Origin of the sequence: Shewanella sp. Pdp11 (genome assembly GCF_002838165.1) — a bacterium.
GTDB classification, from domain to species: Bacteria; Pseudomonadota; Gammaproteobacteria; order Enterobacterales; family Shewanellaceae; genus Shewanella; species Shewanella hafniensis.
On record NZ_CP015194.1, the window covers coordinates 2325639 to 2338707 of the forward strand.

Annotated in this window: 12 protein-coding genes; 6 read left to right on the top strand and 6 right to left on the bottom strand. The window is 46.2% G+C overall.

Annotated features, from left to right (window positions below; all coding sequences use genetic code 11):
* The first annotated feature begins 12 nt into the window (after positions 1–12).
* From AYJ58_RS10280 to AYJ58_RS10305, 6 genes are all read left to right on the top strand, one after another.
* The gene (locus tag AYJ58_RS10280; RefSeq protein ID WP_106650039.1) at positions 13–783 is read left to right on the top strand and encodes a phosphatase; all 771 of its coding nucleotides are present in this window, start codon (positions 13–15) and stop codon (positions 781–783) included.
* Between the two features lie 15 nt (positions 784–798).
* Entirely contained in the window at positions 799–1917 is a 1119-nt protein-coding gene (gene rfbD / locus AYJ58_RS10285; protein WP_106650040.1) for a dTDP-4-dehydrorhamnose reductase, read from the top strand.
* Between the two features lie 366 nt (positions 1918–2283).
* Positions 2284–3090: a 3'(2'),5'-bisphosphate nucleotidase CysQ gene (gene cysQ, locus AYJ58_RS10290; RefSeq protein ID WP_106650041.1), complete on the top strand. Its 807-nt coding sequence runs from the start codon at positions 2284–2286 to the stop codon at positions 3088–3090.
* A 61-nt stretch (positions 3091–3151) separates the two neighbouring features.
* Complete coding sequence (mak, locus tag AYJ58_RS10295) at positions 3152–4069, top strand: fructokinase (RefSeq protein ID WP_106650042.1); 918 nt, start codon at positions 3152–3154, stop codon at positions 4067–4069.
* A gap of 217 nt (positions 4070–4286) precedes the next feature.
* Complete coding sequence (locus AYJ58_RS10300; protein ID WP_106651798.1) at positions 4287–4988, top strand: YdcF family protein; 702 nt, start codon at positions 4287–4289, stop codon at positions 4986–4988.
* A 57-nt stretch (positions 4989–5045) separates the two neighbouring features.
* Positions 5046–5729: a DUF2982 domain-containing protein gene (locus AYJ58_RS10305; protein ID WP_106650043.1), complete on the top strand. Its 684-nt coding sequence runs from the start codon at positions 5046–5048 to the stop codon at positions 5727–5729.
* Positions 5730–5871: 142 nt separating this feature from the next.
* On the opposite strand, the gene AYJ58_RS10310 is transcribed toward AYJ58_RS10305, so the two are convergent.
* From AYJ58_RS10310 to galU, 6 genes are all read right to left on the bottom strand, one after another.
* Positions 5872–8187: an OmcA/MtrC family decaheme c-type cytochrome gene (locus AYJ58_RS10310; RefSeq protein WP_106650044.1), complete on the bottom strand. Its 2316-nt coding sequence runs from the start codon at positions 8185–8187 to the stop codon at positions 5872–5874.
* 506 nt (positions 8188–8693) lie between these two features.
* On the bottom strand, positions 8694–9668 hold the full coding sequence (locus tag AYJ58_RS10315) for a LysR family transcriptional regulator (RefSeq protein WP_106650045.1): 975 nt from the start codon (positions 9666–9668) through the stop codon (positions 8694–8696).
* A 316-nt stretch (positions 9669–9984) separates the two neighbouring features.
* Positions 9985–10434: a bactofilin family protein gene (locus tag AYJ58_RS10320; RefSeq protein WP_106650046.1), complete on the bottom strand. Its 450-nt coding sequence runs from the start codon at positions 10432–10434 to the stop codon at positions 9985–9987.
* A 111-nt stretch (positions 10435–10545) separates the two neighbouring features.
* Positions 10546–11028 carry a ferredoxin-type protein NapF gene (gene napF / locus AYJ58_RS10325; RefSeq protein WP_106650047.1) on the bottom strand — a complete coding sequence of 161 codons (483 nt, stop codon included), beginning with the start codon at positions 11026–11028 and terminating at the stop codon, positions 10546–10548.
* A gap of 91 nt (positions 11029–11119) precedes the next feature.
* Complete coding sequence (gene galE / locus AYJ58_RS10330; protein ID WP_106650048.1) at positions 11120–12133, bottom strand: UDP-glucose 4-epimerase GalE; 1014 nt, start codon at positions 12131–12133, stop codon at positions 11120–11122.
* Entirely contained in the window at positions 12133–13041 is a 909-nt protein-coding gene (gene galU, locus AYJ58_RS10335; RefSeq protein ID WP_106650049.1) for a UTP--glucose-1-phosphate uridylyltransferase GalU, read from the bottom strand. Before galU ends, galE begins: the two co-directional genes overlap by 1 nt.
* Positions 13042–13069 lie beyond the last annotated feature (28 nt).

Genomic DNA, 13069 nt, shown 5'->3' on the forward strand with positions numbered 1-13069 from the left:
CTGAGGTGAACCATGCAGTACCAAGTCGACACTCATACCCATACTGTGGCTTCGAGCCATGCTTATAGCACGATTCATGACTACTTAGCGGTGGCAAAGCAAAAGGGGATTCGCTTATTTGCCACCACAGATCATGGGCCTGCGATGGCCGATGCGCCGCATTTTTGGCACTTTGTGAATTTAAGAGTGTTGCCGCGTATGGTCGATGGTGTCGGGATTTTGCGTGGTATCGAAGCCAATATTAAAAATATCGACGGCGAGATTGATTTCTTTGGCGATTATTTAAAGCAGCTCGATATTGTGCTCGCGGGATTCCATGAACCAGTTTATCCGCCGTCAGATAAAGCAACTCACACAGAGGCCATGATTAATGCGATTAAAAGCGGCAAGGTCGATATCATTACTCATCCGGGTAACCCCGCCTATCCAATTGATATTGAAGCCGTTGCCCGCGCCGCTGCAGAATACGGTGTAGCGCTTGAAATTAACAATTCCTCCTTTGAAGTATCCCGTAAGGGCAGCGAAGCCAATTGCACTGCGATTGCTAAAGCGGCCAAGGAGTTTGGCACTATTTTAGTTATGGGCTCTGATTCCCATGTGGCTTTCAGCTTGGGCGGTTTTGCGCGGGCGCAAGCGATCATCGATGAAGTGGCTTATCCGCCATCGCGCTTACTCAATCGCAGTCCTTCTGCACTCTTGGCCTTTTTAGCCGCCCGTGGCCATGAAACCGTTGCTGATTTGATCCCTTTATTTAGTGACGATGCTCAATTAATAGATGCATAGTGAATATGATTAGTGATGAAAATAGTGGCAACTAAAGTGACGCCACTTCAATGCGGGGCGGCAAGAGCCACTGACGCTAACACTCCTCAAGTGGTGTTAATCACTGGTGCGAAGAGTCAGCTCGCAGAGGCCTTGCTGAGAGTCGCTGCCGATATAGGTGAGCTAGCCCCAAATACAAGTACAAGTACAAGTACAAGTACAAGTACAAACTCAGTCGTACCACTTAAGCTTTATGCGCTAAGTCGTAGTCAGTTAGACATTACCGATGCCGCCAATATTGCTGCCGTGTTTACTCAATATCGACCAAGCTGGGTGATCAATTGTGCGGCCTATAATGCAGTGGATGCTGCTGAGCATGATGCAATCGAAGCGAATGGCGTGAATGCACTCGGCCCTGAGTTATTGGCGCAGCAATGTTGGCTGTCGGGGGCGCGCCTACTGCATGTGTCGAGCGATTATGTGTTTGGTGGTCATGCTGTTTGTGATGTTAGAGAAACTGGCGCTGAGCAGTATCAAAATCCAGACTCAGCTTCAAATCATTTACCAAGGCCATTTGTTGAAATTGATGCTCCCGAGCCGTTGTCTGCTTACGGCAAGAGTAAGTTGCTCGGTGAGCAGAAGGTATTGGCGGTCTTGGGTGAGCGGGCAACGATTGTGCGCACCTCATGGCTTTACGGTCAAGATGGGCATAATTTTGTCAAAACCATGCTCAACTTGATGCGTACTCAGCCAAGCTTGCAGGTGATAGTCGATCAAATCGGCTGCCCGACATGGAGTGATGCACTCGCTAAGGTGATTTGGCAATTAGTCATGCAGCAGCGCTCGGGCGTATTTCATTACAGCGCTCAAGGCCAATGCAGTTGGTATGAATTTGCCTGTGAAATCCAGCGACAAGCCCTAGCGCTTAATTTGTTAAGTCAACCTGTGGTCATCCAGCCGATGACCAGTCCTGATTACGCTAAACAGGTATTAAACCGCGGCGTGAGTTTGGCAAAAAGGCCGAGTTATAGCGTGTTGAACAGTGGTAAATTACGCTCCACTTTGGTGGCCCATAATGCACTGTCGATGCCTGAACAAATCGAGTGGCAAGATTGGTGTCAGCAACTGAATCGCATGTTGCGGCGGTTATCTTGACGATATTGAGTGTGACCCACATTTTGCTTTAGGCAATTTTAATCAGGCGTTAAGCGTTTAGGTTATCCAGCGTTTAATGCTGTCGAAAACCATAAGCCCGCCAATAATCAGATTTAAGCGACAAATGTAGACTATCAATATGAAAACATAGACTGTGAATACGAATGCAGCTGGACTCAAGCCCCTTCTCAGCGCCGATGGCTTGCCTTAGTATCGTAATCACTTTGTTAATCTGTGGTTTTGTGTGCCGCGGTTTAGGCCGCGAGTCTTAGTCTATTTTGCTTGATGTATGATGAATTTGTTCTAAATTCCCCTTGGATGACAATGGCATAATGCCAAGATATTTAATGCATTAAGGAAGTTTCAGTGACAAACAAGACGACAATAGCACAGACATTGACCAAACAAGATCTATTGCAAGTGGTCGCGATTGCCAAAGCGGCGGGCGATGCCATTATGACGGTTTATGGTCAAGATGACTTTTCGGTGAGCCACAAGGGTGACGATAGCCCCGTGACGGCCGCCGATTTAGCCGCGCACCACGTGATAGTGGCGGCATTGGCGCAGCAGTTTGTCGGTATTCCTATTATGTCTGAGGAAGCGGCGGATATTGCGTGGGACGTGCGTCGTCAATGGCAAACCTATTGGTTAATTGACCCTTTAGATGGCACTAAGGAGTTTATTAAGCGCAATGGCGAGTTTACCGTCAATATTGCGCTTATCCATCAAGGGGTTGCTATCGCAGGTGTGGTATATGCGCCTGTGCTCGATACCTATTATTACGGCGCTAAGCATTTAGGTGCATGGCGTCAACAAGCGGGTCAAGAGAGCCCCTTATTGGGCGCCAACACGCCACGCGAAATGCCGATGATTGTTGGCAGTCGCTCGCACTTGAGCCCAGGTTTAGCGCAATATTTACAACAGTTTGGCGAGCATGACATCTTAAGCGTGGGTAGCTCGCTTAAGTTTTGTATGTTGGCAGAAGGCAGTGCCGATCTGTACCCCAGACTGGGACCAACTAGCGAGTGGGATACCGCAGCGGCACAAGCTGTGCTCGAAAGTGCAGGCGGCACAGTTGTCTGTTATGAGTCAGGTGAACCATTAACTTATAATCAAAAACCTGACATTTTAAACCCTTACTTTATTGCCACAGCCCCAGGCTGGGTGAAATAACAACCGCCTAGCATCGACATTCGTTGATGAAAGGGCGGGCTAAACACTGGAGTAGTAATTCATGATGCGCATGGGCGTCGATTTAGGCGGAACAAAAATAGAATTAGTCGCACTGAGTGATGAAGGTAATGAGCTATTTCGCAAACGTGTGACGACGCCACGTGACTATCAGGGCACGCTTGCTGCGGTTGTCAATTTAGTTAAGGAAGCAGAAGCGACTCTTGGCGAGCAAGGCACTGTCGGCGTGGGTATTCCAGGTGTGGTATCGCCCTATTCAGGTTTAGTCAAAAATGCTAACTCGACGTGGATCAATGGTCATCCCCTCGATGTGGATTTAGGGGAATTGTTGCAGCGTGAAGTGCGGGTTGCCAATGATGCCAACTGCTTTGCGGTATCTGAGGCGGTCGATGGTGCTGCCGCTGGTGCATCTGTGGTGTTTGGCGTGATTATTGGTACTGGTTGTGGCGCTGGCGTGGCAATTAACGGCAAAGTGCACGGCGGTGGTAATGGTATCGGCGGTGAATGGGGTCATAATCCTTTGCCTTGGATGACCAAGGAAGAGTTCAATACCACCCGATGTTTCTGTGGCAATCCCGATTGTATCGAGACCTTTATCTCCGGCACTGGCTTTGTGCGTGATTATAATGCGGCTTTGACGGCTGCAGGTACAGTGCGTACTGCTGCCAAATCAGGTGCTGATATTATGTTGTTAGTCGATGAGGGTGACACTATTGCGGTTGCTGCATTTGATCGTTATATGGATAGACTCGCTCGTTCACTCGCCCATGTGATCAATATGCTCGATCCCGATGCCATAGTGCTGGGCGGCGGAATGTCGAATGTCGCAGCGATTTACCCAAGATTACCGGCATTGCTGGCCCATTATGTGGTGGGGCGTGAGTGCCATACGCCTGTGGTGCAGAATCTTTATGGTTGTTCATCGGGTGTGCGCGGCGCAGCTTGGTTGTGGGAAAAGTAATCTTCGCTTGGATATCTGTACTCATCTAGTGAGCTTATTCGGCTTTGAGATCAATGCTTAATGGTTTATACGTTTTATAAAGATTAGCCCAGCAAAACGCTGGGCTAATGTTATCTGCTGTGCGTTTCGCCGTATTTTGATGCTATGATTGCGCTCCTTTGGGTTGCTTGGCATGGACATCATGTTTTGGGTTAAGAAAGTTGTTTCACAGGGGATAATGCCGATTCCCTTTATCCTATTGTTATTACTGATTTCTTTTCTAGTATGGCGCCGTCGCAGTATGGCGAAATACTTAGTATCCTGCGCTTTTTTTCTCTTACTGTTTTTAAGCAGTCAACTGAGTGTGAATACCTTAGTGCGGCCGTTAGAATCAGCTTACCCTATTAATTCCACGCCCATCGCAGGCGCTTGTTTTGTGATGGTATTAGGTTCAGGGCATGCTGATATAGCAGGAGCGACTGCGGTGCAATCCTTATCAGATGTCGCCCTTACAAGGTTAACTGAAGGAATTCGGCAACTTAAGTTGGGTCAAGAGTGTATGTTGATCGTCAGCGGCTGGGGCGGTGAACTCACTCAATTTTCCCATGCTGAAATGATGGCTAAAGCCGCGGTAGAGCTAGGTGTTGATAAAAGCCGAATTATTCAATTTCCACTGGCGCGCGATACGATAGAAGAAGCGCAATACTTAAAGTGGGAGTTAGGGGAGGAGCCCTTTCGCTTAGTCACATCGGCCACTCATATGCCAAGGGCGATGGCTATTTTCGCCGATAAAGGTTTACATCCTGAAGCCGCACCAACGGATTTTATTGGCCGAGATGATTTTGGGTGGCGGTTAACCGCCGATAATTTAGTGGCTTCTCAACGGGCGATTCACGAATACATTGGCCGTTTGTGGTTATGGATAAAGGCAGTAAGTTAAAGGTGTGGTTTGCCGAGTTCAGTCTAAAGAGAGTGAGTTTTAACAGGAATATGAACAATGACAATTGAGTCAGAAAGTGTGTCTGTGCGTCCTTTATCAAAACGAAATGGGTTAACCTTAACTTGGCTAGGCGGCTTAAGTCTGCTGCTGGGTTTGGGGCTGTTTCTGACATGGCCGGCCTTGTTTGCTGTTGGTTTGATGTTTTTTAGTTTGGGCGCGATTTCATTAATTCTCGGTTTAGCCAAGGTGTATGAGCCGGAAACGACTCTAGCACTAGATGACAAGGGGCTGACCTATTTTCATCGCCGCGGCAAAGTGTCTATCGATTGGGATAATATTCAAAGGGTCGATATCCCGCGGGTGACTAATGGTTTAGATACCATAGAGTTATCTTATTTAGGTATTAAGTTAAAACACTTAAATCCTATTTTGGACAATATTTCCCTGCGTCTAGCTACAGGCTTATTAACCGAGCAGCGGCCTTTATTGGTGACTGCAGCCTCGCAAGATGCGGACTTAGCGACTTTAGAAACTTATCTCGGCGCAGAGTTTGGTCCTTTGGTGATAGAAGGGGATCGTTATCGCGGTGTATTGGCGATGTTTGGGCATCGCTGCGTGATGTTAGATACGCGTTTAGGTTATCACTTGTATATTCCCCACGACAGTTTGGACAGAGAAGCTAAGGACTTTCTTAAGCTGCTTAGACAACGTATTGCACAAGCCAGTCGCTTAGCGGATTAAGTTTTTATCGCAGTTATTAATACGATTGATATTGCATTTTTACGTGAAGATAATTGGCAATAAAAAAGGGGACCCTAAGGGTCCCCAATGAGTTGCAGAGATGAAGTTTGGGTTGTGCAGGGGCAACCCAAAGGTACTAGTACTAGTGTGCTACCTCTGCGTGTACCTTATCTACGCCGTAGGTTTTTCCTTCAGCATGACAGGTCGCGCAAGATTCTACTGGTAGGTTAGGATCTGTCATTGCATCCGCTTCAACGACCGCACCGTTACTTCTAAAGTGAGCGACAGCTGCCGCATCAGAGTGAGCGTGACAGGTACGGCATGATTCAGCCACTGGGCTAATATAGTAAGCACCTACTTTGATTGAGCGTTTGCCTGAAGTTAAACCGCCGTCAGTTGCAAACAGTTTGGCATTGTCTTTATGACAAGCGGAACATGCTGTTTCTGGTGATGGATAACCTTCTAACTCTCCGTCAGCATTACGGAAGATGCCTTCAATACCATCGAAGTTACCACTGTGGAAACGGTGAGCCACAGTAAATAAGTCTTTGTTACCAAAAGTGACATCTGGATTGACGACCTTAGTACCATCAGCACCTTTGTATGCGACTGTTGGGTGATATGTTGAGCCTGTTGTATCGTTATGGCAGTTCATACATTGGTCGAAGGTATAAGTACCGTGTCTGGTGCCTTTGGCATAATCTAAGGTGCCATGACATGCATTACACTTAGCTTCTTCTACTGTGATACGAGTCGGGTCAGTCATACGGGCTTTAGTGACTGCGCTACCATCAAGACTGTAGAATTTCACTGCAGCTTCGTTACCGATAGGGCTAGTTGGACCAAACTCTAAGCCCGTGGTATTACAGCTAACCACTTTACCCGCTTTAGCACAGAAGTTGGCTTCTGAACCGACGTAGAAAGTACCCACTGCTTGCACATCTGGAATATCTTTCACGAAGGTTAATATGCCGCCCGCAAGTATACCGTCTGCCAAGGTTAGATTGATTGCTGTTGGTTTAACATCTCGCCACGCATACACAGTACTGTCAGTTGTTACATTGCCTAATAACAGGCCGTTAGCGACTAACATACCCGTTGGATTACTGGTGGCATTATAGGTAGCGAGACTGGTACCGTCAGCGATTGGTGCGCCATTCATGGTCACATTAGCTTTGATGGTTAAGGTCTTCATACCCAGAGTGGCAGATGGCGCGACTGCTGCGCTGGTAAAGTCCACTTTAAACAGCGATGCATACTCTGCACGTTTACCGACACTATGAACTACCGCGGGCGACAAGTTACCTGTGCCGTGGCAAGAGCTACATTGAGTGTCATCTGCTTGAGCTAGACCAAATTCTGAATGGTTTTCACCTGTCGCGAAGTTGACTGTTATATGGCAGCCGACACAAGCTTGGGCGTACACGGTGTTATAGCTAGGTTGGTCTGTAGTATGACAGGTCGTACATTCTTTCAAATCCGATGGGAAACCTAATTCACCGAAGTACTCTTTAGCATCACCACTGAGATAATCGGCAACATGATGACCCGCATGGATGCGGTGAACCATAGGGCCTAAATCAAATAACCAGCCATCGGCCAATTGCTGCTCATCAGGTTGATTTGCAGGGTTATGACAGGCAATACAATTTTCAACACTTTGATAGTTATGGTGGGCTTCAATTTTGGCTATCCTGCCATCGACCGCACCATGACAGTTGATGCAAGCTGCATCGGTAACCGTATCTTTACCTGATGTTTCGACAATTGCATTGGTTGATGGAATGAAGTTCAGCGGTTCAGATAAGATTTTATCTGAAATACTAGTACCACTAGCGTCAGTGATGTTATAAGCACGCATAAAGAAACGATGCGCTGCCGTTAAATCATCATTGGCGTTCATGATTGGTGCTGCACCGTCATAGGTCCATGTACCAGTATAAGTGCCGGGAGAGGCTGGATCTTCAACTAAAGTACAGGCTTTTCCGGTTTGACCGCGTGAAGTGTATTCCCCCGTCAGTGTGCAGTACATTGATGTACTATTGCCTGCTGCTGCACCGTTGTTAACCCATTGCAGCGGGGCTCCCGAACCTGAATTATTAACCATGGCGGTCACCGAATAGAGTGACACCATATCCAACCCAGTAAACGGAACTGCTTTGCCTTGGGCGTTTTTGCCCTCAACATTAAACTTAATTTTGAATGTCCCAGCACCAGCGATATTGATGTCTTCTGGGGCGATAATAAAGGTCACATCGCCTGCTGAAGCAACAGTATTAACAAAGGATCCCGCAGGGGTTCCCGGTGTACCTGGTGTTCCGGGAGTGCCTGGTGTTCCGGGTGTACCTGGTGTGCCAGGTGCCCCATCTTGACCATCGCTTCCGTCCCCGCAGGCGGTAAGACTTAAGGTACTGACAAGAGCTAGTGCCAGTAGAGATTTATTGTAGTTTTTCATCATCGCGTCCCTTTTTCTTTCTATAAGACTGCGTGTGCAGTGCCTCTAATATAGGAGGATTCACCTACTTATAAAGTGGTATTTGCAAGTTTGTATCTGATATGTGAACGATGATTTAACACCCGTAGATGGAAATTCTAAAATTTGCATTTTGATATTTTAAATAATGAAATTCAGTTGGAAAGCCATGATGAGCATCACAATTTTTATTTTTCAACTTGGGCTTCAGCCATGAATTCATTTTCAGTTAAGCAAAATGCATGAGGTTAAGATGGCCTAAATCTCAGTGATGGAATGGACGTTGAGATCTTCAAAGCAAAGGGGAAAAGAGGCGGTAATGTAATCTGAGGATTAGTATTGTTAAGAGATAACATACCAATGAAATTTTGATGTTTTAAACTTCGGCATCTCACTATTTAAATCCCGTTTAACATCGAATCATCGCAATGGTATAAACAAGGTTTAGTGAATGTTATGTCCACGAGCTTGGCTGAGCTGATTGTCTCGCGTTAGCGGGCGCGATCGAGTGCGGCAAGTAAGGAACGCACGACAAGCGCGCTTTGACTCTGACTGTAACGCCGATGAATTGCTGGTTTTTCAATAAGATAATATTGTGGCGCCATCATAGAATCGTGAAGTCTGTTGAGTTCTTTATCATTTAAGCGTGCTAAGTGTAATCCGGGCATATGTTTGACTGTGTGCATATCAATGCTGGAACAGAAAGCCACGCTCTTCATGGTGAGTAAATGGGCGTACCATTCCTCTCGGTCGATAACTTTCTCCACCGCAGGCAGTAAGATACCTTGGCGTTGGCAAAACAATTCTAAGGGGTCAATTTTACTGTTAAAGCCTTTAACTTCTATAAATAGAAATGGATGGCGACAAATTTGCTCTAAGCTAATGTCAGTTTCAATTTGCCACAGAGGATGTTGTTTGGCCGCCACTATGTAGACACCATTGATCGTGCCAAGTTTGGTGTAACTTAATTCTTTATTTTCAGCGCTTTCTAAGGTGATGCCAAAATCCAGTACACCTGCGTGGATCAACTCTGCGCTATTTTCCTGCCATTTATGTAAACGTATTTGCCCTAGCGCTTGGGCGACTTCAGGCGTGCTTAATTGCGGCGCTAAAAAGCTCAATAGCCCATTACAGGCGGCGATATGCAGCGGTAAATCGGCATTGATGGCCGCATTTTGTATCTGAGTTGCTGATTGTTCGAGGTGATAAACCGATTCAGTAAACTGGCAAATCGCCACATACAGGCTTTCTGCTAAAGGAGTAGGTTTTAGCCCCTGTTGTCGGCGATAGAAGAGTTCATCGTTAAAGGTCAGGCGTAATGCGTTGAGACAACGGCTGATTTTCGGTGCAGAAACATCCAACGCTTTGGCGGCACTGTTCGCGTGCCCAGTGTCGAAAATACTTTTAAATACCAGTAAGGTAAAAACATCGAGTTCACAGATTTGTTTGAGTAATACGTTGCTCATTTTGTATGTTGCCCTATATGAGTCTTAACTATTTTTTGCGGGGTTATTAGGGGCATTCTGCGGCCCTGACTCTGCTCCTTGCTATTCCCCTAACATCGCTATTAGCTGTGAGATTAACAGCAGTCGTGCGGATTAACTGTGATCACTCTCGGCAAAATAACAATTATTTAACTATTGTAAAGGGTGCTATTTCGCAGGCAGTTATTTGGCTGGTAAGGGTTTTGAGTCGGGGTATTAAAAAAATCGAGTAAATAATGCGTTAAAAATACAAGCTCGCCTAAGTGGGTGAGCTTGCGAGCATCATTTATTCGCTGTTTTAGCGAGATTCTATAACATCGTTTTGTACGTGCGATAAGTTACCATTGGCTGTTACAGATGTGTGGCCAATTGCATGGGAATAAATGGTTGGCGCATCTTCTTTAATCCGCATCCCGATAAATTGGCCACCCTCTAGGATTTGCATTGAGGTACTTGCCACTTCGCCGTCGACAACACCATTACGTTGGATCACTAAACGCTCACAAATAAGTCTGCCTTTGAAGTGCCCATCGACGATAAATTCATGGCACTTTACCTCACCTTGAATTACACCGCCTTGTTCTATGGTGATATTGGCCTCAGAAAGCAGCTGACCTTGGATATCACCGCCAACAAGCACGTCGCCTGTTAATTCGATATTTCCCGTGAGTTTAGTGCCTCGAGCAATAAAGCTAAAAGAGGTACTTTTTTTAGGCGGGAAAAACAGTTTTTTTACAAACATCATCATAAATTAACTTAATTCAAGAAGGGATTCACTGAGTTCAACAGAAGCGCGATACTAGCTTAAAATCCAGGAGAAGCACAGCTCTGCATGTGTTAATGCAATTACAGTGTTCTATCAAGTTGGTCGTTTTATCTCAATGGCTTTGCTAGGGCAAGGAGCTACGCAGGCACCGCATCCAGTACAAAGATCAAGGTCTATTTTGGGGCTCGGAGCCTGACCAATACTGAGCACAAAACTGATGGCTCTTGGTTCGCAGGCATCCTTACAACTTTGGCACCAGATCCCTTGAAAGGTTAAACAGCTTTCTTGGATATAGGCTTGGTATTGCCAAGGTGCTTGAGTCAAATCGAAAATATTTTCAGGGCAAGCCTTAGCACACAGAGTACAAAATGTGCACTCATTGTCCTTAAAGGAGACTTCAGGAAATCCGCCATCACCTTTGATGATAATGTGAGTTTCACAAACCTCAAGACAGGCGGAACAACGAGTACACACATCGGTAAACTCGATATCATCACGTACCCAAGGCGGCCTTATCGCATTATCTTTACGCCGGCGAAAGAGGCTGCGACGGCTGTGATTAATACTTTGAGTCATGTTGCTCCTCGGGAGGTTAATGCTGTAAAGCGATGGTATTTAGAGGGTAAAGAAAAATGGCTTGGGAGATTTCCACAAGCCATTCAAGTTATTAGCCGTTATAACCATTGGGATTGGTTGATTGCCAATGCCAGCTACTGTTGGCCATGTCTTCTAGCGTATGTGTTGCTTGCCAGCCAAGATCTTCCCTTGCGTGGGTGGGATCGGCGTAGCAGGCGGCAATATCACCCGGACGACGTGGCGCAATTTGGTAGGCAATGGTGTTACCACAGGCTCTTTCAAAGGCATGAACCATGTCTAAAACACTATATCCTTGGCCTGTGCCTAAGTTATAGGTGACCAGACCCGGTTTAGTGGCCAATTTTGCCAGTGCTTTTAAATGGCCATTGGCTAAATCCACCACATGGATATAGTCACGCACGCCAGTCCCATCATGAGTCGGATAATCATCACCAAACACACTTAAGGCGGCACGTTTACCCACAGCAACCTGCGCAATAAAGGGCATTAAGTTGTTAGGGATATCATTAGGATCTTCGCCGATTAAGCCACTGGCATGGGCGCCAACCGGATTAAAATAGCGCAGACGTGCGATATTCCAGCTCGGATCGGCATTGTGTACATCTGCCAGTATATGTTCAACCATCAATTTAGATTGGCCATAGGGATTGGTCGCCCCAGTGGGGAAGTCTTCGGTGATAGGTAAACTTGCAGGATCGCCATACACAGTAGCCGATGAGCTGAAAACGAGATTTTTCACTTTAAACTCCGCCATAACTTGGCAGAGGATAAGAGTTCCTGTGACGTTATTCTCATAATACTTAAGGGGTTTTGCGACGGATTCTCCCACCGCTTTTAATCCTGCAAAGTGGATAACTGAATCAATAGCATGATCGTTAAACACTTTCTGCAATAACGCTTTATTGAGAATATCGCCTTGATAGAAAGTAACCGATTTACCAGTGATCCGCTCGACTCGGTTTAAGGCTTCTATGCTTGAATTAGACAAGTTGTCCAATACAATCACATCATTACCAGCATTGAGCAGTTCTACTACTGTGTGGGTGCCAATATAGCCAGCACCACCGGTCACTAAAATCGTCATTACTTAATTCCTTTTACAACGGTTTTTAAATAGTGCGCAAAATCTTCACCGATTTCGCTGTGGCGCAGGGCATATTCAACGTTCGCGCGCATATACCCTTGTTTGTTACCACAGTCGTGACTCTTACCTTCCATGTAGTAAGCATTTACGGTTTCTTGTTTCATTAACATAGCGATTGCATCGGTTAATTGAATTTCATCGCCCGCGCCTGCAGGGGTTTTAGCCAGTAACGGCCAAATGCTGGCAGGTAACACATAACGGCCTACAACGGCTAAGTTAGATGGTGCTTCATCCACGGCTGGCTTCTCAACCAGTTCGACTAATGGTTCTGACTCTCCAGGTTGTAAATCATGGCCATTCACATCAGCAATACCATATTGGTTAACGACATTGTGTGGCACGCCTTCAACCATGATTTGACCCACTTGGGTTTCATCAAACAGGGTAACCATAGCGGCTAAGTTATCGCGGCGCAGATCACAGCTGGCTTCATCGATGATCACATCAGGCAGCAATACTGCAAATGGTGCATCGCCGACGACAGATTTTGCACACAAAATGGCGTGGCCTAATCCTTTCGCCTGAGATTGACGCACGCTAATGATAGTCACGTCTTTAGGACAGATAGATTGCACGGCTTCGAGTAACTGACGTTTAACGCGGCGTTCGAGTTGAGCTTCTAATTCGAAACTGGTATCGAAATGGTTTTCGATAGAGTTTTTACTGGCGTGGGTCACGAGTACAATTTCTTTGATCCCAGCCGCGATAGCTTCACTGACTACGTATTGAATCAATGGCTTATCGACAACAGGTAACATTTCCTTTGGAATTGCTTTGGTCGCTGGAAGCATACGAGTGCCTAGGCCTGCGACAGGAATAACGGCTTTACGAATTTGATGTTGTTTCATTGCGAACCTTTTAGGTCAAGGAGATGCG